This window comes from Massilia sp. YIM B02763, from assembly GCF_030412015.1.
Lineage (GTDB): Bacteria > Pseudomonadota > Gammaproteobacteria > Burkholderiales > Burkholderiaceae_D > Telluria.
The window spans coordinates 1-21,645 of sequence record NZ_JASNRD010000039.1; the positions used below are offsets into that span (position 1 = coordinate 1).

Below are 21,645 nucleotides of genomic sequence, written 5' to 3' on the forward strand. Positions count from 1 at the left end.
TCGGAAATCATAACGTCTACATGACGTATAAGGGACGACGTTCATGACAGTTGCGGGACCAAGGTGCCGGTAGCGGGCGCGCGACGCGTTACTGGGACAGCACCCCGCTCCGCGCCTTCGATCTTGAAGACGCTGACCACGCGCGCCAGTTCCTGCGCCTGCTGCTGCATCGCTTCCGACGCCGCCGCCGCTTCCTCGACCAGCGAGGCGTTCTGCTGCGTCACCTGGTCCATCTGGGCCACCGCCTGGTTGATCTGGCCGATGCCCGAGCGCTGCTCGTCCGTGGCCGAGGCGATCTCGCCGATGATGTCGGTCACGCGCTGCACGCTGCCCACGATCTCTTCCATCGTGGTGCCGGCCTGGTTGACGAGCTTCGTGCCGCTTTCCACCTTCTCGACCGAGTCGCCGATCAGGTCCTTGATTTCCTTGGCCGCCGCCGCCGAGCGGTGCGCCAGGTTGCGCACTTCGCCGGCGACGACGGCGAAGCCGCGTCCCTGCTCGCCCGCGCGGGCCGCTTCGACTGCCGCGTTCAGCGCCAGGATATTGGTCTGGAACGCGATGCCGTCGATGGTGCCGATGATGTCCGCGATCTTCTTCGACGATGCGTCGATCGAGGCCATGGTGCGCACCACTTCGGCCACGACCTCGCCGCCGCGTCCCGCCACGGTGCTGGCGGTCTGCGCCAGCACCGTCGCCTGACGGGCGTTGTCGGCATTCTGGGTGACGGTCGAGGTCAGCTCTTCCATCGACGACGCCGTCTCTTCCAGCGAGCCGGCCTGCTGCTCGGTGCGGCTCGAGAGGTCCTGGTTGCCGGCCGCGATTTCCGACGATGCCGTCGCGATCGCGTCGGAACCGCCGCGGATGTCGCGCACGATGCGCAGCAGCTGGCCGTTCATGTGCTGCAGCGCGGCCTGCAGCTGGCCGATCTCGTCGCGGCCATGCACTTGCGGGTCGGCGGTCAGGTCGCCGGCGGCCACGCGCTGGGCGACGTCGACGGCATCCTTTACCGGGCGCACGATGCTCAGCGTCAGCCACCAGGCGCAGATGGCGCTCAGCGCCACGCTCAGCGCGGCCAGCAGCATGACCAGGTTGCGCGAGCTGTCGCGCAGGTCGTCGATGCGGACCTTCAGGCTGTCCAGGCGGGTGCGCTGCAGCTTGAGCAGTTCCGTGATCGCGGTCTGGTACACCTCGGCCGCCGGCAGGTAGGACTTTTCCAGCACCGCGGTCGATTCCTCGACACGGCCTTCCGCCTTCAGCTTGAGCGCTTCGTTGCGGCTGCTCTGGTAGGCGTCGCGCACGCCGGTGGCACGCGCATAGGCCTCCTTTTCCGCGTCGCTGGTCAGCAGGGGCTCGAGTTCCTTCAGGTAGGCGGCGGTGGTACGGTTGGTTTCCTGCGTGCTCTTGGCAAAGAACTGGACCAGCGACGGATCGCTGCTCTTGATGATGGCCGACGTGCGGGTCACGGACAAATTCGTGTTCTTGCTCCAGTCGCTGGCCAGGCGTTCCTTCCTGATCGGCTCGTTCAACATTTCCTGGGCCGCGTCGGCGACGGCGTTCAGTTTTGCAATCCCGGCGACGGTGCCCAGGATCGACAGGCCCAGCACGATGGCAAAGCCGAGGACGAGGCGGGTGCCGATCTTCAGATTCATCAACATATTCATGTGTTTACTCTCTTGCAGCAGATGATGCGGTGCATCAATGTTTTCGACCCCGCTACTATAACGATTTGGAGATATTGCCGTAAGGCAAAACTCACAAATAGTAACAAAATAAGTTAGAAAGCTATCAAACAGGTTGCTTTAAAGGAACTTATAATGATCATCCAAACAATATTGCCCTCTGGTCGGCCCGTGGTTTAGTATGGTCGGATGACCTCACACACCGTTCCGCCATTCCTGCGATCGCATTTCTCTTCCATCTTGCTGGCAGCGCTGGTGGCCTGCGGCGTCGCCGGCTGCAAGCGTGCCGAACAGCCGGCTCCGGCGCCCGCCGCCCAGAAGGCGCCGCCCCCGGCCCCGGCCGTACAGGAGCGATCACGCGAACAAGCGATGGACCAGTTGCTGGACCTCCCCGAGATCAAGGCATGGTCGGAACAGATCGAAAAGACGTCGCGTGGCACGGCGCACGGTGCCGTCATCGAGGACGATCCCGCGCCGCGCGTCATCGACGGCAAGCCCTACTACCAGCTCAGCTTCGTGGAAAACCGCAAGCGCGACGTGCACCGCCGCGCCAGCTTCCTGGTCGCGAAGCAGGGCGACGAGATCCTGGTGGAGGACCTGAATGACGACAGCGTGCAGTCGCTGTCCGAATGGCGGCGCAATATCCGCAATGTCGAATTGAAGACGAATTGAAAAGTCAGCAACGTCTTGATGCACCGCAAAAAGAAACCTGACTCATCCGGCTAACGTTGACGTTGCCGCTGGCCGTGCAGCGTCATCGCTGGCGTCCGCCGAGTGCGGCAACGGCGCGGGCGCTACTCCTCCCCCGGTCGGCGGCGCCCCCTTCCCCTGTTCGTTCACACCCCGCGCCATTCGGCCAGGTAATGCTGCGGCGTCCTGCCCAGCAGCCGCCGGAACATGCTCGTGAAGGCGCTGGGACTCGCGTAGCCGAGCGTGCGCGCGATCGTTCCCACGCCCTCCCCGCGCGCCAGCATCGCGAACGCGTGGGCCAGGTGCACTTGCTGCACCCACTGGCGGTAATGCAGCCCCGTCTCCTTGGGGAACAGGCGGATCAGCGTGCGGGCGCTGGCGCCGGCGTCGAGGGCCCGGTCTTCCAGCGTGCGCTGGCTGCCGGGATGGTCCATGATGTCCGTGCACAGCGCCTGCAGGCGGCGGTCGCGCGGCCACGGCACGGCGATCGGCACCGTCTCCATCCTGCGCAATTCCAGCAGGATCAGGCGCGCCAGGTGCTCGCCGCGCCCGTCCTCCGGATAGTTGACCGGCTCCGCCGACAACGCCAGGATCAGCTCGCGCAGCAGGGGGCTGACTTCCAGCACCTTGCAGCCCTCGACCAGGTCGCCCGCCGCCTCCGTGCCGATGTACAGCGTGCGCTGGTTGACGCGGCTGAGCATCGTCAGCTCGTGCACGACGCCCGGCGCGATCAGCAGGGCGCGACGCGGCGGAATGATCCACACCCCGAGTTCGGTGCGCACGCGCATCACGCCCTCGCTGGCGTACAGCAGCTGGACCCAGGGATGGCTGTGCGCCTCGACCAGTTCGCCGTACGCCCCTTCGGACGGGACGGCCGTGACGGTGCGCGGCAAGGATGCGTACCTGGGGCGGTAATGGGAGGAAGGCGTCAGTGGCACTTTATCGACGAAAACTGGAATATGCGTTCGAATCAACCATATTACACTTGATGGACTACAAAAAGGATTCATTCATGTCCACGACACCTTCCACTTCTGCTACCGGCGTTGCGCCGGCGGCCAGCGGCACCGTCCTGCAGATCCTGTTCTCGGTCGCCTTCGTGCACCTGCTGAACGATTGCGTGCAGGCCGTGCTGCCCTCGATCTACCCCCTGCTCAAGCAGGAATTCGCGCTGTCCTTCACCCAGGTCGGCCTGATCACGCTGACCTTCCAGTGCACCGCCTCGCTGCTGCAGCCGTGGATCGGCCTGTACACGGACAAGCACCCGATCCCCTTCCTGCTGCCGGTCGGCATGTGCGTGACCCTCGCCGGCGTCGGCCTGCTGTCGGTGGCCGGCAGCTTCGGCATGCTGCTGCTGGCGGCCGGCATGATCGGCGTGGGCTCCTCGACCTTCCACCCGGAAGCGTCGCGCGTGGCGCGCCTGGCGTCGGGCGGCCGCTTCGGCTTCGCGCAGTCGCTGTTCCAGGTCGGCGGCAACCTCGGCTCCGCATTCGGGCCGCTGCTGGCCGCCGCCATCATCGTCGGCCGCGGCCAGGGCCGCATCGCCTGGTTCACGCTGTTCGTGCTGGTGGCCGTGATCGTGCTGGTGGGCGTCTCGCGCTGGTACGGCAGCCACCTCGCCGGCGGCGCGAAGAAAAGCGCCGCCCACGCGGGCCCGCGCCTGCCGCGCAACAAGGTCGTCAAGGCGCTGGCCGTGCTGGCCATGCTGGTGTTCTCGAAGTACATCTACATGGCCAGCCTGCAGAGCTACTACACCTTCTACCTGATCGAGAAGTTCCACGTCCCGGTGGGCACGGCGCAGATGTACCTGTTCCTGTTCCTGGCCTCGGTGGCGCTGGGCACCTTCGCGGGCGGCCCGATCGGCGACCGCATCGGCCGCAAGCGCGTGATCTGGGTCTCGATCCTGGGCGCGGCTCCGTTCACGCTGGCCCTGCCCTATGCGGACCTGTTCTGGACCGGCGTGCTGTCGGTGGTGATCGGCCTGGTGATGTCGTCGGCGTTTTCCGCGATCGTCGTGTTCGCGCAGGAGCTGGTGCCGGGCAAGGTCGGCATGATCGCGGGGATCTTCTTCGGGCTGATGTTCGGCGTGAGCGGCATCGGCGCGGCGGCGATGGGGCATGTCGCGGACGTGTCGGGCATCGAGTCGGTGTACCGGATGGCGTCGTTCCTGCCGCTGCTGGGGGTGCTGGCGGCGTTGTTGCCGAAGATGGAGAAGTAAGAAGTACTACGCACTTGAAACAACGTCGTTCCTGCGAAGGCAGGGACCCAATTTGCACGCGTTATCTCGACGCTTGCAACATTGGATCCCCGCCTTCGCGGGGACGACGTTCTTGCGTATCGTCTTAGCTATCCAGGTGCGAAATCAGCGCCCGCTTCCCATCCGGCTCCCCATCCGCCCCCGCGCCGTCCGGCCTTGCATGGTGCACGTCCACCGACACCCCCACCGCCATGATGTCGATGAGGAGCAGCTGCAGGATGCGCGAGATCATCGCCAGGAACGTCGTGCTGTCCTCGGCGTGGTCGACGGCCAGGCAGAGGGTGGCGCGGCGCGCCAGCGGCGACTGGCTGTTGCTGATGGCGATGACGTCGGCGCCGCGCTCGCGTGCCGTGTCCACGGCGGCCAGCAGGTCCGGCAGGCGGCCCGAGTTGGAGATGGCCACCACCACGTCGCCGGGGCCCAGCAGGTCCGCCGCCAGCTTGAACAGGTGCGAGTCGCCGTACAGCGCCGTCGGGATGCGGAAGCGGAAGAATTTATGCTGGCCGTCCAGCGCCACCACGCGCGAATTGCCCATCGCGTAGAACTCCACGCGCTTGGCGCGGCTGATCAATTCGATGGCGCGGTCGATCGCGCGCACGTCCAGCTGGTCGCGGAACTGCAGGATCGCGGAGATCGTGTTGTCGATCACCTTGGCCGACAGATCGTGGGTGCTGTCGTTGGTGCGCACCTGGCTGTGGCGCACGGGGATCGAGCCCGTGAGCGAGCTGGCGAATTTCAATTTGAAGTCGGCCAGGCCCAGGAAGCCCAGCGAGCGGCAGAAGCGGATCACGGTCGGCTGGCTGACGTCCGCCAGCTTCGCGATGCCGGCGATCGGCTCGTTCAGCACGAGGCGCGGCTGCTCCAGCACCAGCGTGGCCACGCGCTGCTCGGCCGGCGTCAGCTCGGCGCGCAGGCCCTGGATGCGGTCCATCAGCGTATTGCCGCCGCTGCGCCCGCGCAGGTGCTCGGACAGGATGTTGGCGACGCCGTCGAACGCCACGTGCGGCGTCGAGATCACATAGGTCGGGATGTCGGCCAGGTAGCCGGAAAAGCGGCCCTTGGCTTCGAAGCGCGTGCGGAACGGCGACTCCCTGAACCACTCCCCCATGCGCGGCACGATGCCGCCGCCGATGAAGATGCCGCCGAAGGCGCCCAGCGTCACGGCCAGGTTGGCCGCGGCGCCGCCCAGCATGCCGCAGAAGCATTCCAGCACTTCCAGGCACAGCGGGTCCTTGTCTTCCAGCGCGCCGGCGATGATCTGGGCCGACGTGCGCGCCGGCGCCTGCACGCCGTTCCTGTCGGCCAGCGCGCGGTGGATGATCTCCATGCCGGGGCCCGAGATCAGGCGCTCGTTCGACACGTGCGTCCACTCGCGCCAGGCGGCCTGCAGGATCGCGAACTCGCGCTCGTCGGCGGGGGCGAAGTTGACGTGGCCGCCCTCGCTGCCGAGGGTGATGAAGCCGTCCACGGTCGGGATGCCGCCGGAGACGCCCAGGCCCGTGCCCGGTCCCAGCACGCCCAGCACGGCGCCCGGCACCGGCTTGCCGCCGCCCACCTGCATCAGGTCCGCGGGCTTCAGGCCGGGGATCGCCATCGCCAGCGCCGTGAAATCGTTCACGATCAGCAGGGTATCGAAACCGAGGTCGCGGCGCACGGCGTCGGTCGAGAATTCCCAGGGCCGGTTGGTCATGCGCACGTAGTCGCCGTCGACCGGGTTCGCGAGCGCCAGCGCGCCGTGGCGCGGGCGCACGTCCGCATGCTCGGACAAGTAGAAGCGCAGCAGGTCGACGATGCCGGCGAAGTCGTCGCACTTGAGCACGCGCACCGAGCGGTAGCTGCCCGGCGCCGTCTGCAGCGCGAACCGCGCGTGGGTCGCGCCGATGTCGGCCAGCAGGCGCGGGCCGTCGGCGAACGCGGTGCGGGCGGGTTTCGAATCGTCGTCCAGCTGCTCCTGCATGGTCTTACTCCTTGTCGACGGTGCCGAACCAGCCGCCGTAGGGCGGCAGCGTCACGACCGTGCCGGCCACCTCGCCCGCCAGGCCGTGGCCCGCCAGCGGCTTGGCGTTCGCGGCCGCCGGCCAGTCGAAGGTCACGGGCGCATTGGTCACGTTGAACACGGCCAGCACGGTCGGATGGCCATCGACGTCGCGGCGCAGCGCCAGCGCCTGCTGCGGCACGTCGAAGAAGGCGATCTCGCCGCGCGTGAGCTGCGGCAGCGTGCGGCGCCAGTGGATGATGGTGCGCGCGAAGTTCAGCGGCGAATGCGGGTCCTTGTCCTGGGCTTCCGCGTTCAGCGCCAGGTGCTCGCTCGGCACCGGCAGCCACGGCTTGCCGGTGCTGAAGCCGGCGTTCGGGGCCTCGGCCGTCCACGGCATCGGCGTGCGGCAGCCGTCGCGGCCCTTGAACTCGGGCCAGAACGTGATGCCGTACGGGTCCTGCAGCAGTTCGTAGGGCACGTCCGCTTCCGGCAGGCCCAGCTCGTCGCCCTGGTACAGGCACGGCGTGCCCTTCAGCGACAGCTGCATGGCCAGCACCAGCTTCGACAGGGCGGCGCCCGTCTCCGGCGTCCACGGACCGTCGGACCAGCGGGTGGCCACGCGGATCGCGTCGTGGTTGCCGACCGACCAGGAGCCCCAGCCGTCCGTCACGCGCTCGTTGAATTCCTCGACCTGGCGGCGGACGTGGGCGCTGGAAAACTCGGGCGTGAGCAGGTTGAAGCTGTACGCCATGTGCAGCTTGTCGCCGCCCGCCGTGTATTCGGCCATCTGGGCCAGCGCGTCGTCCGAGGACACTTCGCCGATCGAGATGGCATCGTATTCGTCCAGCAGCGCGCGCACCTTCTGCAGGAAGGCGATGTTCTCGGGCTGCGTCTTGTCGTAAATGTGCGCCTGCATGCCGTACGGGTTAACGTCCGTGACGGTGGACGTGTCGCGCACGAGCGCCGGCGGATTGCTGCGCAGCTGGCGGTCGTGGAAGTGGAACACGCAGGCGTCCATGCGCACGCCGTCGACGCCGCGCTCGAGCCAGAAGCGCAGCGAATCCAGGTGGGCCTGCTGCACGTCCGGATTGTGGAAGTTCAGTTGCGGCTGGCTGACGAGGAAGTTGTGCATGTAGTACTGCTTGCGGCGCGTGTCCCACTGCCACGCCGACCCGCCGAACACGGACAGCCAGTTGTTCGGCGGATTCCCGTCCGGGAGCGGATCGGACCACACGTACCAGTCGGACTTCGGATTGTCCAGGCTGGAGCGGCTCTCGACGAACCACGGGTGCGCCTCGGCCGTGTGCGACATCACCTGGTCGATCATGATCTTCAGGCCCAGGGAATGGGCCTTGGCGATCAGCTGGTCGAAATCGGCCAGCGTGCCGAACAGCGGATCGACGTCGCAGTAGTCGGAGATGTCGTAGCCGAAGTCCTTCATCGGCGACTTGAAGAACGGCGACAGCCAGACGATGTCCACGCCCAGGCTGGCGATATAGTCGAGCTTGGCGGTGATGCCGGCCAGGTCGCCCACGCCGTCACCGTTGGTATCGAGATAGCTGCGCGGGTAGACCTGGAAGATGATGGCTTCTTTCCACCAGGGGTTCTGGGCGTTCCGGGAAGTGCTCATGGGCGGGGTGTCCTTAATAATTTTTACGCAATATACAGGATCGTGGTTGAGCTGACAATCGCACAGAATGTGACAGTCACCAACAAATCATCATAAGAATCATGAGCTTACAACATATTTGAACACGCAAAACCACGCTCGACGGTAGTCAAACTACAGACCCCACGACAGTTTGCCTAGCTTGCCAAACAAGTTCCTGTTGCCAAGTTCGCCTCGCTTGCATAGCATGCACGCACTATTACAAACACGTCGTTCCCGCGCAGGCGGGAGCCCAATATTGCAAGTACAGCCGATACGCCAGCAGAACTTGGGTCCCTGCCTTCGCAGGGACGACGGTACGGAGACCCGATGACCCAGAATCCACCGCAGGCCGCCACCGGCCGCATGCCGCGCCAGATCCCCTATATCATCGCCAACGAGGGCTGCGAGCGCTTCAGCTTCTACGGCATGCGCAACATCCTCACGCCTTTCCTGATCTCGTCGCTGCTGCTGTTCCTGCCCGAGGCCGAGCGCACGGGCGAGGCCAAGCACGTGTTCCACACCTTCGTCATCGGCGTCTACTTCTTCCCGCTGCTGGGCGGCTGGCTCGCCGACCGCTTCTTCGGCAAGTACAACACCGTCTTCTGGCTCAGCCTCGTGTACTGCGCCGGCCACGCCTGCTTGGCCGTCTTCGAGGACGACGTCAAGGGTTTCTACGCCGGGCTGTTCCTGATCGCGCTCGGCTCGGGCGGCATCAAGCCGCTGGTATCCTCGTTCGTCGGCGACCAGTTCGACCACACGAACAAGGACCGCGCCAAGGTGGTGTTCGACGCGTTCTACTGGATCATCAACTTCGGCTCCTTCTTCGCCTCGCTCCTGATGCCGATCTTCCTGCGCGACTACGGCGCCTCGGTCGCCTTCGGCATCCCCGGCATCCTGATGTTCATCGCCACGCTCGTGTTCTGGAGCGGCCGCAAGAAGTACGTGCACATGCCGCCCACCGCGGCCGATCCCCACTCCTTCCTGCGCGTATCGAAGACCGTGCTGCTGGCCCGCCGCGCCGGCGAAGCGCGTCCCGGCCTCGCCGTCGCGACCGTCGGCGTGCTGGGCGCCGTCGCCGCGCTGGCGATGACGCCCAGCTGGGGCTTCGTCATCGCCGCCTGCACGGCGCTGGTGCTGCTGCTCGCCTGCGGCGGCATCGGCGTGGCGCTGCAGCTGGAACGGGCGCGCGGCCTGCATCCGGACGAAGCGGTGGACGGCGTGCGCGGCGTGCTGCGCATCCTGATCGTGTTCGCGCTGGTGACGCCGTTCTGGTCCCTGTTCGACCAGAAGGCCTCGACCTGGATCGTGCAGGCCAATGCCATGGTCCGTCCGACGCTGTCGCTGTTCGGCAGCGAGTTCCGCTTCGAGCCGGCGCAGATGCAGGCCCTGAATCCGCTGCTGGTGATGCTGCTCATCCCCGTCAACAACCTGCTCGTGTTTCCCGCGCTGCGCCGCCTGGGCTGGGAGCCGAGCGCGCTGCGCCGCATGACGGCGGGGATCGCGCTGTCCGCCCTCTCGTGGGTCGCCATCGGCACCATCCAGGTCGTGATGGACGGCGGCACGCCCGTGTCGATGGCCTGGCAGATCCTGCCTTACGCCCTGCTGACGATGGGCGAGGTGCTGGTGTCGGCCACGGGCCTCGAATTCGCCTACAGCCAGGCGCCGCGCTCGATGAAGGGCGCGATCATGGCCTTCTGGTCGCTGGCCGTGACGGTCGGCAGCCTGTGGGTGCTGATCGTGAACGCCAGCGTCAAGCACGAGGCGGTGCTCGGCCACATCGCCGGCACCGGCCTGGGCGTGATGGCCTTCCAGATGTATTTCTTCGCCGCCTTCGCCTTCCTTGCGGCCCTCGCCTTCGGCTGGTACGCAACGCGATATCGCGTCGTCGACTATTATCGCGGCGACGCCGTCTGAGCGCGCCGCTTCGCCTTACCGAATGAATCACATGAAAACAATGACCCATACCGCCGCCGCCCTCGCCGCCATGCTGGCCGCTGGCGGCGCCCAAGCCGCCGTGTCGCCCGAATCCTGCGACAGCCGGACCTTCCAGATCGTCCAGCATCCGTCCGCCGCCAGCTTCGAGGCGCGCGCCGTCTGGCTCGATGCGCGCCTGGTGCGCTGGCCCGGCACCGCCGCCGACGGCGTCTTCAAGCTGTACTTCTCGGCCAACGGCGCGATCGTCGCGCCCGTCGGCGGCAAGGTGGAGGGCAGCGCCGGCGCCATCGTGCTGGAAACGTCGAAGGACCCCGTGGCGCCGGCCGTCGCCGAACGCTTCAAGTACGTGGCCGACGGCGCGCTGCTGCGCGTGGCCGACAACGACGTGCCGGCCCTGTCCGACCTGCACCGCCAGCAACTGGTGCTGGTGCAGGAAGCGCCGGACGGCACCGTGCGCGCCGCCACCCGCATCCAGGCCGCCGGCGCGCTGGACGACCTGTATGCGCAGGCGGCGAACCTGGACAAGCTGGGCGTGACCATCGAAGGCAACCGCACCGCGTTCTCCGTGTGGGCGCCGACCGCGCAGCAGGCCGCCGTATGCGTCTATACCGGCCCGTCCGGCGCCGTGCGCGCCGCCTACCAGATGACCTTCGACCGCAAGACGGGCACGTGGAATGCCGTGCTGCCGGGCGACATGACGGGCAAGTACTACAAGTACGCCGTCGACGTGCCCGTGGACGGCGCCGGCATCGTGCGCAACCTCGTCACCGACCCGTATTCCGTCAGCCTGACGACGGATTCGAAGCGCAGCTGGATCGGCCGCCTGGATTCGCCGCGCGTCAAGCCGCCCGGCTGGGACGCCACGCCCGCCCCGCAGACGGTCAGGAACCAGACCGACATGTCGGTCTACGAACTGCACGTGCGCGACTTCTCCGTCAACGACGACACCGTGCTGCCCGAACACCGCGGCAAGTACCTGGCCTTCACCTACACCCGGTCGAACGGCATGAAGCACCTGGCCGCGCTGGCCAAGAGCGGCCTGACCGACGTGCACCTGCTGCCCGTGTACGACATCGGCAGCGTGCCCGAACTGGCCTGCGACACGCCGCAGCCCTTCGGCGCGCCGGACGGCGACAGCCAGCAGGCGCAGGTGAAGCGCACGGCCAACACCGACTGCTTCAACTGGGGCTACGACCCCTACCACTACAACGCGCCGGAAGGCAGCTACGCCACCGACCCGGCAAAGGGCGAGACGCGTGTCGTCGAATTCCGCCAGATGGTGCAGAGCCTGCACAAGGCCGGCCTGCGGGTGGGCATGGACGTCGTCTACAACCACACCTTCATCGCCGGCCAGAACGAGAAGTCGGTGCTGGACCGCGTCGTCCCCGGCTACTACCACCGCCTGAACGACAAGGGCGGCGTCGAGACCTCGACCTGCTGCGACAACACGGCCACCGAGAACCTCATGATGGGCAAGCTCATGACGGATTCCGTCGTGCTGTGGGCCACGCAGTACAAGATCGACTCGTTCCGCTTCGACCTGATGGGCCACCAGCCGCGCGCCGTGATGGAGCAATTGCAGCGCAAGGTGAATGCGGCGACCGGCCGCAAGATCCAGCTGATCGGCGAAGGCTGGAACTTCGGCGAAGTGGCGGACGGCAAGCGCTTCGTGCAGGCCTCGCAGCTGTCCTTGAACGGCAGCGGCATCGGCACCTTCAATGACCGCACCCGCGACGCCGTGCGCGGCGGCTCGGCGGGCGACGCGGGCGAAGCGATGATCAAGCGCCAGGGCTGGATCAACGGCCTGGTCTACGACCCCAACGCGCTGGCGGGCCAGGTGGCGCCGGTGGAACTGCTCAAGACGGCCGACCTGGTGCGCGCCGGCCTGGCCGGTTCGATCCGCTCGTATCCGCTGCAGACCTACGACGGCAAGACCGTGCCGCTGGAAGCCATCGACTACAACGGCCAGCCGGCCGGCTACGTCAGCGAGCCGGGCGAAGTGGTGAACTACGTCGAGAACCACGACAACCAGACGCTGTTCGACATGAACGTGTTCAAGCTGCCGCTGTCGACCACCAGCCAGGACCGCGCCCGCGTGCAGGTGCTGGGCATGGCCGTCGACGCGTTCAGCCAGGGCGTGGCCTACTGGCACGCCGGCATCGACGTGCTGCGCTCGAAGTCCCTGGACCGCAACAGCTTCAATTCCGGCGACTGGTTCAACCGCCTGGACTGGACCTACCGCGACAACTACTTCGGCACCGGCATGCCGCCGGAAGCGGACAACGGCAAGGACTACGCGCTGATCAAGCCGCTGCTGGGCAACCGCGCGATCAAGCCGCAGCCGGCCGACATCGCCTTCACCCGCGACGCCTTCCGCGACTTGCTCGCCGTGCGCGCCAGCTCCACGCTGTTCCGCCTGCCGACCGCCGCCGAGATCAAGCGCCGCCTGCGCTTCTTCAACACGGGTGCGCAGCAGGTGCCGACCGTGGTCGCTGCCTACATCGACGGCCGCGGCCATGACGGCGCCGGATTCGCCGGCGTCTCGTACTTCATCAACGTCGACAAGGTCGGCCACGCGGTCGTCGATCCGCAAGCCGTGGGCAAGCGCATGAAGCTGCATCCGGTGTTCATGAAGGACGGCGTGGCGGACAAGCGCGCGACGCAGGCGACGTTCGATGGCAAGACGGGAACGTACGAGATTCCGCCGAGGACGGCGGTGGTGTTCGTGGAGGAGTAACAGCGCTCGACGCTCACGTCAGCATCACTACGTCGTCCCTGCGAAGGCAGGGACCCAATGTTGCATGCGTATCGATTGCGCCCCCAGAGATTGGGTCCCTGCCTTCGCAGGGACGACGTTGCTTAAGCCGCCGCCCGATCCGACGGCAGCTATACTGTGCGGTTTGGCATCCCAGGCAACGCCGTGCACAACCCCATCCTCCTCACCCTCTTCAACTTCGCCCTCGGCGCCCTCCTCGGCGTCGCCGGCGGCCTGCTCGGCATCGGCGGCGGCCTGATCGCCATCCCCGTGCTCGGCTACCTGTACGGCATGGACCAGCACCTGGCCCAAGGCACGGCCCTCGTCATGATCGCGCCGAACGTCGCAATGGGCTTCTACCGCTACCACCAGAAGCACCGCATCGACCTGCGCCAGGTGGCGCTCGCCGCCCTGTGCGCGATGGCCAGCACCTACGTCGCGGCGCGCCTGGCATCGTCGATCAGCGCCAGCGGCCTGCACACCGCGTTCGCCGTCTTCCTCATCGTGCTGGCGCTGTACTTCGGCTTCCCGTCGCGCCGCAATCCGCAAGCGGTGCCGGCACAGGAAAAGCCGGCGCCGTTCTACGCCCTGCCCCTGCTGGGCCTGGGCAGCGGCGCGATGTCCGGCATCTTCACGGTGGGCGGCGGCCTGATCGTCGTGCCGGCGCTGGTCGCCCTGCTGCGCATGGCGCAGACGCGTGCGCAGGGCGTCGCGATGGCGCTCGTCGCGCCGGGCGCGGTGGTCGCCTTGTTCGCCTATGCGCAGGGCGGCCACGTGAGCTGGTCGACGGGCGTGCCGATGGCCGTCGGCGGCGTGCTGACGGTGTCGTGGGGCGTGCACCTGGCGCACAAGTGGCCGCCGTCGCGCTTGCGCGTGCTGTTCTGTCTCGTGCTTCTGGGGACGGCGACGGTGATGCTGGTGACGGGGCATTGAATGGCGCGCCTGGCCATCCCTGATGTGGTTATGGCAGGTGCAAAAACAGGTTTCGGGTGACTGTCATCGACCCATTGCGGACGTAGGATCGCACTACAGCCTTAGATCAGCCTACCACCTCAAGCTCCACCTCTTCCGGAGCGAACGCTTGAAGCCATATGGTTATGCCGTCTCTCCCACTGCACTCGAGTTCGTAGCCTGGAGGGGTGCTGTACACCTCAACTACTGTTGCAACATCGCCAACGATGGGTGCGCGAATGCTGGTTCCGTCTGGCTGAAAATCGCCGGGCTTATGCAGCTTTTTGATTTTGACCACGTCGTAGATTTTGACGGACATTGCTATACCCGATGAAGAAGAGCTTATGAACGACCGCCTTTGCCCGTTCTCGGCCGTTCGAGTCAGCATAGCAGGTTGCCTGAGCGGAGAAATCACAAACAGTCACGATCGGCCGGATCCGACCGAAGCAGACATATCTTCGCACCTCGACTTCACATTGCCATCCGGCTTTTAGAGCCCCAAATGTAATACGAGGGAAGCTTCCGCTGGATTCCTGATCGGTAAATCCCTATTCCCGTGGTGACCTTGATTTCACGGAGAAATGGCGATTGCAGTCGAGCTGCGTGCCAGAGTATTTCACTCACTGTAAACCCTGCAGGATTTTCCGCTTTAATCATGACGCCGGGCTTGGAGCTTCCCTTAGGCCCAAAAGGTTGCAAGATGATTTTTCCAGCGTTGAGACAAAGTTGGCTGGACTGATAGCTAGCGCAGCCGCTCGGGAACTCGTCTGAAGACGCTGGACACACTGCAGGCCAGTCAATATCTGCGAATCGAGCAAAGCCGAAGGGCAAGTCTGGACGGTGAATCGACAACTCGATCTCTGTGTACTGCTCAGTCCGTAGGTATTCGCATTTATTCAACAGTAGCGAGGTGGGAACCCGATAGTAAGCGATGTTGCGATTTAGCGAGTCGATCCCCCATCCATGGATCTGCGGCCACCAACAGTCGTACATCACCGTTTCCACATCAAACGCGATGACACGAAGTGGACGGGTGTCCCATTGCGGTTGAAAAACCGCGCCAACATGTAGATCGTTAAATGTCATCGTTCGTTGCAACGGGCTGACTGGGAGACGCTTGCGAAGCATTCATCTGTCGCAAACGTCGAGGTCTAGGTGAGGATACAAATGTCCGCTTCTGGCCGATAGCAGACAACAATCCCGTAATAAAATCATGCCTCAAGCCGAGCCGATCTTCCGACATATCGTCCTCAACCTTTGATTGCCTACGTCATCGGCGGATGATTGCGACCCTGCTTTGGTACGCCATCCGACACGCCGTCTACTTCATCACGAGCGCCGTGGCCCCCACCATCCAACCCACTATGAAACTCAGCCCATAGCCCGCCAGCGGCACCGGAAACGCGCCGAACAGCCAGGCGAATCCGGATACCACGAAATACGCGGCCAGCGCGGCGGCAGCGGGACGCCGGTCGACGTCTCCGGCGAGCGCCAGTGGGCTCAGGCAGGCCAGCAGCAGCGACAGGCCGCAGCCAAGGGCCAGCATGGGCGACACGCTCGCGGCGAGGTGCAGGATGCCCTCCACGTAGGGAACCGCATCGAGCGGGTCCGGCCGGCTTGCACAGACCAGCAATGCGGCGAGTGCGAACGGCACGATCCAGCGTAATGCGCGTCCGTCGCGCCGCACGCCGGCCCATACCAGCAGCGCCGCCACCAGGGAGCCCAGTTGCGACATGTCGGGCTGCCAGGCGAGGATGCCGGCCATCACGGCGATCGCGATGGCATACGCGCTTCGGCCATCCCGCCGCACGACCCGGTCGGCCAGTACCAGGGTAAACGGCGTCACGAGCGCCGCGACGTTCAACTGCACGGGTCCGATGCCGATCCAGCGATGCACGCCCGCCTGGCCGGGCGCGAACAAGGTCAGCGCCAGGACAGCAGTGAACACTACCAGCGCCCATGCCGGCGGCAGGCGAAGGCGGCGCAGTCCCGCGCAGAGCGCCAGCGCCACGATCCACGCCAGCGGATTACGCAGCCACAGGCCCGGGGCGGCATCCGTCGCCGCCATCGCGGCGGCGCCGAGCAGGACGGCCAATAAGGAAAACACGGTGAACGCGACGATGAAGTTCCGCTCGTACCGTGCCGCTGCAATCGGCGTCGCCAGTGAATGAGTGTGCATGGGTCGGGGCGTCAGTGGTCAAGGGTCGGGTCACCAGATCCTGTGCAGGATATCGCCCTCATGCAGCACTAAGCAACCACTAAGCAACATCTACCCCCATCACATGCCGCCGCACGATCTCCGGCAGCATCTCCAGCGCCAGCTCCCTTCCCAGCATCCCATCCGCTTCCCTGATCACCCTTTCCAGCACGTCGATGTCGAACGCCTCCAGCGCCACCCGTGCCGACGGCCCATAACTGAGATGCCACGGCTCCGGATACATCCCGCCGCGATATTCACGATACGGCCGAAAGAAACCGAAGCGCGCCATGTGCTTGTCGAGCCACGCATGCAGCGGCGCGAACACGCCGCCCGGCCGCACTTCCTGCGGCAGCAGGCGCACCTTCTGCCCGGCGGGTAGCGCGGCGCGGTCGAACACGTCGATGTCCGTGCCCCAGTGCCGCCGCGACGCGCCCGGAAACGCGGACCAGCCCAGGATCGCCCACACGACGTCTTCCGGCGTCATGCCGGCCCGTTCGCGCGGCTGGCCGTCGATGTCGTACAGCGTCGCCTCGCCGCCGAACTTGCGGTTCCAGTTGCGCAGCTGCGCCTCGAACGGGCGCCAGGAGGCGATAGGAGTCAGGTCGATGCCGTCGTGCGCGGCCGCCGCGCGCAGCGCAAGGAAAGCCTCGGCGACCTCGGGCCGCGCGGCGAAGCGCGGCTGCGCGTACTGGCGCACGTGGGTGCGCGCCCTGCCCGTCCATTCGTACTCGTCGAACACGATGGCGGCCATGGCGCGCTCCGCTCAAGCGTCCAGGTGCGAGATCAGCAGGCGCCGGCGCTCGCTGTTTTGGACATTGTTGCGCTCGTCGTTCGACACCGCCTGCTCGCCCTGGTGGCCCAGCGAGATGCCGACCGCCATGATGTCGATGAGGAGCAGTTGCAGGATGCGCGAGATCATCGACAGGAACGTGGTGCTGTCCTCGCTGTGGTCCACCGCCAGGCAGATGCTGGCCTTTCGCGCCAGCGGCGACTTGCTGCTGGTGATGGCGATGACGTCGGCCCCTGCCGCGCGCGCCGTGTCGACGGCGTCGAGCAGCTCGGGCAGCTGGCCCGCGGTCGAGATGGCGATCACGACGTCGCCGGGCCCCAGCAACTCCGCGGCCAGCGCGAACAGGTGGGCGTCGCCATACGACGATGCGGGAATCCGGAAGCGGAAGAATTTGTGCTGGCCGTCGATGGCGACGACGCGCGAATTGCCCATCGCGTAGAACTCCACGCGCTTGGCGCGGCGCAGCAGCTCGATGGCGCGGTCGATCGAGTTCACGTCGAGCTGGTCGCGGAACTTCAGGATCGCGGACACGGTGTTGTCGATGACTTTCGCGGACAGGTCGTGCGTGCTGTCCGTCATGCGCACCTGGCTGTGGCGCACGGGGATCGTTCCCGTCAGGCTGCCCGCGAACTTCAGCTTGAAGTCGGCCAGGCCGGAGAAGCCCAGCGAGCGGCAGAAGCGGATCACGGTCGGCTGGCTCACGTCCGCCATCTTCGCGATCTCCGCGATGGGCTCGGACAGCACCTTGCGCGGGTGCTCGATGACGAGCGTGGCCACGCGCTGCTCGGCCGGCGANCACGTCCGCCATCTTCGCGATCTCCGCGATGGGCTCGGACAGCACCTTGCGCGGGTGCTCGATGACGAGCGTGGCCACGCGCTGCTCGGCCGGCGACAGCTGCGACTGCAGATGCTGCACGCGCTCCATCAGCGTGCTGGCGCCGTTACGGTGGCGCAGGTGTTCGCTGAGGATGCTCGAGACGCCGCGCAGCGCCGGGTTCGACGTCATGATCACGTAGGTCGGAATCTGCGCGAGGTAGCTCGAAAAACGCCCCTTGGCCTCGAACCGCGCGCGGAACGGGGATTGCGCGAACCACTGCGCGATGCGCGGCACGATGCCGCCGCCGATGAAGATGCCGCCGAACGCGCCCAGGGTCACGGCCAGGTTGGCGGCCGCGCCGCCCAGCATGCCGCAGAAGCACTCCAGCACTTCCAGGCACAGCGCATCCTTGTCGTCGAGCGCGCAGCCGACGATGGCGGCGGCGTCGCGCGGGGGCGCATCTTCCGGAATGCGCACGCCGTTGCGTTGCGCCAGCGCGCGGTAGACGATTTCCATGCCGGGGCCGGAGATCAGGCGCTCGTTCGACACGTGCTGCCATTCGCGCCAGGCGTACTGCAGGATGGCGAACTCGCGCTCGTCGGCCGGGGCGAAGTTCACGTGGCCGCCTTCGCTGCCGAGCGTGACGAAACCGTCGACGGTCGGGATCACGCCCGAGACGCCCAGGCCCGTGCCGGGGCCCAGCACGCCGGCCACGGCGTTCGGCGCCGGCGTGCCGCCGCCTACCTGCAGCAGGTCGTCCGGCCCAAAGCCCGGCAGCGCCATCGCCAGCGCCGTGAAGTCGTTCACGATCAGCAGCGTATTCAGGCCCAGCTCGCGCCGCACTTCCTCGGTCGAGAATTGCCAGTCGCGGTTGGTCATGCGGATGAAGTCGCCGCTGATCGGGTTGGCGAGCGCGAACGCGGCGTGGCAGATGCGCACGCCATCCGTCTGCGCCAGGTAGGCGTGCAGCAGCGGGACGATGCCGGGATAGTCGTCGCACAGCAGCACGGCCACGTCGCGCAGCACGCCCGGCGCGGATTCGAGGGCGAAGCGCGCGTGGGTGGCGCCGATGTCGGCCAGCAGGCGCGGGCCGTCGGCGTAAGCGGGACGGACGGGCTTCGTCGTGGTGTCGGGTTCGAGCGTCATGGTGGTGCGTCCTCTTGCAGAGGGTCTCCTTGGTTTTCTTGTATTGCAGCTAGGATACCATTCAGACAAGGGATTCCGGCACCCCGCGCAGGCGCTGGACGAACCAGCGTCCCGCCGGCCCCGGCGGCTGTTCCTTCAGGTGCAGCGCATGCATGGCGATGCCGCCGCCGACGACGGGCAAGGTCTCCAGTGCGATCCGCACCAGCGTGCCGGCATCCAGGTCGGCCTGCACCATGTGCAGCGGCATGTGGCCCCATCCGAGCCCGGCGCGCAGGAAGGCGTGCTTGGCGCCCAGGTCGGCCAGGTGCCAGGCATTGGCGGACAACACGCCGAAGCTGCGTCCCGCGGTCAGCGCCGAGCGGTCCGTCAGCACCAGCTGCGTGTGGCGCGCCGCCTCCGCGCGCGGCACCTTGCCCGCCCAGCCGGCCAGCGGATGCGCGGGCGCCACGACCGTGGCCAGCGGCACGTCGAACAGGTATTCCGGCACGCACTGCGGCGGTACGTCCGGCAGCGAGCCGATGACGGCGATGCGGCACTGACCCTTGAGCAGCGGCTCCAGCGCGGCACCCAGCGCCTCGACGTACAGGCGCAGCGGCACGCCGGGGAACTGCTGCTTGAAGGCCTGCACGGTAGCGGTCAGCGTCGCGATGGGGAACATGACGTCGACGACGACGGCCAGCTCGGGCTCCAGCCCTTCCGCCAGCAGGCGCGCCCGCGCCTTGAACGCATCCATCGCTCCCACCGCATCGCGTGCCTGCGCCAGCAGGGCGCGTCCGGCGTCCGTCAGCACCGGATAGCGTCCCGTGCGTTCGAACAGGGGAAAGCCCACCTGCAGTTCCAGATTCGCCAGCGTATGGCTGACCACGGACTGGGCGCGGCGCAAGCGCCTGCCGGCCGCCGAAAAACTGCCCTCTTCCGCCGCGGCGATGAAGGTGCGCAGCTGGTCCATGGACATGGCGTCGAGCATGTATCTATTCCTTCGATGGTAATCATCGAATTATATAGGCTATCTGGATCGATCAAGCGGGACTACGATACATCCATCGCGAACGACATTCGCTCAACGACGATTCATCCGACTACCAACAAGAAAGGAACGCATCATGAACACGACCACCACCAATAGCACCAACGGCGCCAACACCATCGTCCCGGCCATCGGCCGCCTGCTGCTGGCCACGATCTTCATCTTCAGCGCGCTGGGCAAGCTGGCCGCGCCGGCCGCCACCATCGCCTACATCGAATCGTCCGGCCTGCCGTTCGCGCCGCTGGCCTATGCGGCCGCCATCGCCATCGAACTGGGCGGCGGCCTGCTGCTGGTGTTCGGCTACCAGACGCGCATCGTGGCCGCCCTCATGGCCGCGTTCTCCGTCGTCACCGCCCTCGCCTTCCACCACGCGTTCGGCGACCAGAACCAGCTGCTGCACTTCCTGAAGAACATCGCGATCGCCGGCGGCCTGCTGCAGGTGGCAGCGTTCGGTGCCGGCGCGTACAGCATCGACGCCCGTGCCGGCCGCACGAACCGTCCGGCGCAATTCGCTGCCTGAGCTGGCTGCCTGAGCCACCACGCCAGGTACACTGCGCCGCCGGCATCCGCGTGGATGCCGGCGGCCGGCGTTTACGGCTTGGAGGCCTGCAGGCCCTTGAGCAGGGCGTCATGAAAACGCTTGGGGTCCTGCATCTGCGGCGCATGGCCCATGTCGTCGAACTCGACCAGCGTCGCCCGCGGAATCGCCTTCGCCGTGCGCTTGCCCAGCTCCGCGTAGTTGCCCAGCTTGGGACGCACGTCCGCCGGTGCCGCGTCCTTGCCGATGGCCGTGGTGTCCTTCGTGCCGATCAGCAGCAGCACGGGCATCTTCAACAACGGCAGTTCGTAGACCACCGGCTGCGTGTAAATCATGTCGTACAGCAGCGCCGAGTTCCACGCGACGAGGCGCTTGCCGGGACCGCGGTTCATCCCCGCCAGCATCTGCACCCACGGTTCGTATTCCGGCTTCCACCCGTTCACGTAATAGGTCGATTTCTCGTAGGCGCGGATCTTGTCGGCATTGGTCGCGAGCTCGCGCTCGAACCATTTGTCCACGCCCAGCGAGGGCACGCCCAGCGTCTTCCAGTCTTCCAGGCCGATCGGATTGGCCAGCGCCAGCTGCTCCGTCTCGTCCGGATACAGCAGGCCGTAGCGCACCGCCAGCATGCCGCCCGTCGAGTGGCCCAAGATCGTGGCGCGCTTCACGCCGATGGATTCCAGCAGGCCGTGGGTGTTGGCCGCCAGTTGCTGGAAGGTGTACTGGTAGTGCTGCGGCTTGCTCGACTTGCAGAAGCCGACCTGGTCCGGCGCCACCACGCGGTAGCCGGCCTCGCTCAGCGCGTCGATGCTGCCCTTCCAGGTGGCGGCGCAGAAGTTCTTGCCGTGCAGGAGGACGACGGTGCGGCCGTTCGGCCTGGCCGGCTTGACGTCCATATAGGCCATGTGCAGTTGTTCGCCTTGCGACGTGAAGCGGTACTGCTGCACCGGGTACGGGTAGTCGAAGCCTTCCAGTTCGGGGCCGTAGCTGGGTTCCTTGGGCGACGTCTCCTGGGCGGCGGCCCAGGGCGCGGCGGCGAGCATGGCGGTGAACAGGAGTGCGGAGAGTGGTCGTGCAGGCATGTGGCTTCCTCGTGGGGTTGCGATGCCTGCGAGTCTAGCGGAAGCGGGGTGCGCACGTGTTCATACCCGCGTGACGCGTGTCCGCTACTTACCGTCGTTCCCGCGAAAGCGCACTGCTGTCCGGGATAATAATGTTGTGTTGGTCATCA

Annotated in this window: 17 protein-coding genes and 1 pseudogene; 6 read left to right on the forward strand and 12 right to left on the reverse strand. The window is 66.4% G+C overall.

Features of this window, described 5'->3' with window-relative positions; all coding sequences use genetic code 11:
- Positions 1–41: 41 nt before the first annotated feature.
- Positions 42–1,649 carry a methyl-accepting chemotaxis protein gene (locus QPK32_RS25675; RefSeq protein ID WP_290415622.1) on the reverse strand — a complete coding sequence of 536 codons (1,608 nt, stop codon included), beginning with the start codon at positions 1,647–1,649 and terminating at the stop codon, positions 42–44.
- A gap of 270 nt (positions 1,650–1,919) precedes the next feature.
- Here QPK32_RS25675 and QPK32_RS25680 point away from each other — a divergent pair, with 270 nt between their 5' ends.
- A complete protein-coding gene (locus QPK32_RS25680) occupies positions 1,920–2,351 on the forward strand; it encodes a hypothetical protein (protein ID WP_290415623.1) in 432 nt (143 codons plus the stop codon).
- A 164-nt stretch (positions 2,352–2,515) separates the two neighbouring features.
- Here the strand turns inward: QPK32_RS25680 and QPK32_RS25685 are convergent, their stop codons facing one another.
- On the reverse strand, positions 2,516–3,262 hold the full coding sequence (locus tag QPK32_RS25685) for a helix-turn-helix transcriptional regulator (protein ID WP_290415624.1): 747 nt from the start codon (positions 3,260–3,262) through the stop codon (positions 2,516–2,518).
- 119 nt (positions 3,263–3,381) lie between these two features.
- Here QPK32_RS25685 and QPK32_RS25690 point away from each other — a divergent pair, with 119 nt between their 5' ends.
- Positions 3,382–4,587 carry an MFS transporter gene (locus QPK32_RS25690; RefSeq protein WP_290415625.1) on the forward strand — a complete coding sequence of 402 codons (1,206 nt, stop codon included), beginning with the start codon at positions 3,382–3,384 and terminating at the stop codon, positions 4,585–4,587.
- 124 nt (positions 4,588–4,711) lie between these two features.
- On the opposite strand, the gene glk (QPK32_RS25695) is transcribed toward QPK32_RS25690, so the two are convergent.
- Together glk (QPK32_RS25695) and QPK32_RS25700 are read right to left on the reverse strand one after the other, a co-directional pair.
- Positions 4,712–6,583 (reverse strand): glucokinase, encoded by a 1,872-nt coding sequence (glk, locus tag QPK32_RS25695; RefSeq protein WP_290415626.1) that lies wholly within the window; start codon positions 6,581–6,583, stop codon positions 4,712–4,714.
- Between the two features lie 4 nt (positions 6,584–6,587).
- Positions 6,588–8,234, reverse strand: coding sequence for an alpha-amylase family glycosyl hydrolase (locus QPK32_RS25700; protein WP_290415627.1), 1,647 nt, complete (start codon positions 8,232–8,234; stop codon positions 6,588–6,590).
- A gap of 348 nt (positions 8,235–8,582) precedes the next feature.
- On the opposite strand from QPK32_RS25700, the gene QPK32_RS25705 reads away from it, so the two are divergent.
- From QPK32_RS25705 to QPK32_RS25715, 3 genes are all read left to right on the forward strand, one after another.
- Complete coding sequence (locus QPK32_RS25705; protein ID WP_374046791.1) at positions 8,583–10,169, forward strand: oligopeptide:H+ symporter; 1,587 nt, start codon at positions 8,583–8,585, stop codon at positions 10,167–10,169.
- Positions 10,170–10,200: 31 nt separating this feature from the next.
- Positions 10,201–12,927, forward strand: a complete 2,727-nt coding sequence (locus QPK32_RS25710) for an alpha-1,6-glucosidase domain-containing protein (protein ID WP_290415628.1) — start codon at positions 10,201–10,203, stop codon at positions 12,925–12,927.
- A gap of 183 nt (positions 12,928–13,110) precedes the next feature.
- Positions 13,111–13,878, forward strand: coding sequence for a sulfite exporter TauE/SafE family protein (locus QPK32_RS25715; protein ID WP_290415629.1), 768 nt, complete (start codon positions 13,111–13,113; stop codon positions 13,876–13,878).
- Between the two features lie 106 nt (positions 13,879–13,984).
- On the opposite strand, the gene QPK32_RS25720 is transcribed toward QPK32_RS25715, so the two are convergent.
- The 7 genes and pseudogenes from QPK32_RS25720 to QPK32_RS25745 form a co-directional block, all read right to left on the reverse strand.
- A complete protein-coding gene (locus QPK32_RS25720; RefSeq protein ID WP_290415630.1) occupies positions 13,985–14,215 on the reverse strand; it encodes a hypothetical protein in 231 nt (76 codons plus the stop codon).
- 152 nt (positions 14,216–14,367) lie between these two features.
- Complete coding sequence (locus tag QPK32_RS25725) at positions 14,368–14,982, reverse strand: hypothetical protein (RefSeq protein ID WP_290415631.1); 615 nt, start codon at positions 14,980–14,982, stop codon at positions 14,368–14,370.
- A gap of 235 nt (positions 14,983–15,217) precedes the next feature.
- The gene (locus tag QPK32_RS25730) at positions 15,218–16,075 is read right to left on the reverse strand and encodes a hypothetical protein (protein WP_290415632.1); all 858 of its coding nucleotides are present in this window, start codon (positions 16,073–16,075) and stop codon (positions 15,218–15,220) included.
- Between the two features lie 79 nt (positions 16,076–16,154).
- On the reverse strand, positions 16,155–16,847 hold the full coding sequence (locus tag QPK32_RS25735) for a M15 family metallopeptidase (RefSeq protein ID WP_290415633.1): 693 nt from the start codon (positions 16,845–16,847) through the stop codon (positions 16,155–16,157).
- Between the two features lie 12 nt (positions 16,848–16,859).
- A complete protein-coding gene (locus tag QPK32_RS26780; RefSeq protein ID WP_374046792.1) occupies positions 16,860–17,663 on the reverse strand; it encodes an SIS domain-containing protein in 804 nt (267 codons plus the stop codon).
- 229 nt (positions 17,664–17,892) lie between these two features.
- Positions 17,893–18,849 (reverse strand): annotated as a pseudogene (gene glk, locus QPK32_RS26785) (glucokinase); the annotation flags it as partial.
- A 61-nt stretch (positions 18,850–18,910) separates the two neighbouring features.
- Positions 18,911–19,816: a LysR family transcriptional regulator gene (locus QPK32_RS25745; protein ID WP_290415634.1), complete on the reverse strand. Its 906-nt coding sequence runs from the start codon at positions 19,814–19,816 to the stop codon at positions 18,911–18,913.
- Between the two features lie 136 nt (positions 19,817–19,952).
- Between QPK32_RS25745 and QPK32_RS25750 the strand changes: the two genes are divergently transcribed.
- Positions 19,953–20,396: a DoxX family protein gene (locus QPK32_RS25750; RefSeq protein WP_290415635.1), complete on the forward strand. Its 444-nt coding sequence runs from the start codon at positions 19,953–19,955 to the stop codon at positions 20,394–20,396.
- A gap of 71 nt (positions 20,397–20,467) precedes the next feature.
- On the opposite strand, the gene QPK32_RS25755 is transcribed toward QPK32_RS25750, so the two are convergent.
- Positions 20,468–21,457 (reverse strand): alpha/beta fold hydrolase, encoded by a 990-nt coding sequence (locus tag QPK32_RS25755; protein ID WP_290415637.1) that lies wholly within the window; start codon positions 21,455–21,457, stop codon positions 20,468–20,470.
- Positions 21,458–21,645 lie beyond the last annotated feature (188 nt).

What these genes read in the sequence shown, in the direction of transcription:
- QPK32_RS25750 (WP_290415635.1), top strand. Translation starts at nt 19,953, where the DNA reads ATGAACACGACCACCACCAATAGCACCAACGGCGCCAACACCATCGTC.
- QPK32_RS25700 (WP_290415627.1), bottom strand. Translation starts at nt 8,234, where the DNA reads ATGAGCACTTCCCGGAACGCCCAGAACCCCTGGTGGAAAGAAGCCATC.
- QPK32_RS25745 (WP_290415634.1), bottom strand. Translation starts at nt 19,816, where the DNA reads ATGCTCGACGCCATGTCCATGGACCAGCTGCGCACCTTCATCGCCGCG.
- glk (WP_290415626.1), bottom strand. Translation starts at nt 6,583, where the DNA reads ATGCAGGAGCAGCTGGACGACGATTCGAAACCCGCCCGCACCGCGTTC.
- QPK32_RS25755 (WP_290415637.1), bottom strand. Translation starts at nt 21,457, where the DNA reads ATGCTCGCCGCCGCGCCCTGGGCCGCCGCCCAGGAGACGTCGCCCAAG.
- QPK32_RS25720 (WP_290415630.1), bottom strand. Translation starts at nt 14,215, where the DNA reads ATGTCCGTCAAAATCTACGACGTGGTCAAAATCAAAAAGCTGCATAAG.
- QPK32_RS25690 (WP_290415625.1), top strand. Translation starts at nt 3,382, where the DNA reads ATGTCCACGACACCTTCCACTTCTGCTACCGGCGTTGCGCCGGCGGCC.
- QPK32_RS25705 (WP_374046791.1), top strand. Translation starts at nt 8,583, where the DNA reads ATGACCCAGAATCCACCGCAGGCCGCCACCGGCCGCATGCCGCGCCAG.
- QPK32_RS25730 (WP_290415632.1), bottom strand. Translation starts at nt 16,075, where the DNA reads ATGCACACTCATTCACTGGCGACGCCGATTGCAGCGGCACGGTACGAG.
- QPK32_RS25710 (WP_290415628.1), top strand. Translation starts at nt 10,201, where the DNA reads ATGAAAACAATGACCCATACCGCCGCCGCCCTCGCCGCCATGCTGGCC.
- QPK32_RS25675 (WP_290415622.1), bottom strand. Translation starts at nt 1,649, where the DNA reads ATGAATCTGAAGATCGGCACCCGCCTCGTCCTCGGCTTTGCCATCGTG.
- QPK32_RS25725 (WP_290415631.1), bottom strand. Translation starts at nt 14,982, where the DNA reads ATGACATTTAACGATCTACATGTTGGCGCGGTTTTTCAACCGCAATGG.
- QPK32_RS25735 (WP_290415633.1), bottom strand. Translation starts at nt 16,847, where the DNA reads ATGGCCGCCATCGTGTTCGACGAGTACGAATGGACGGGCAGGGCGCGC.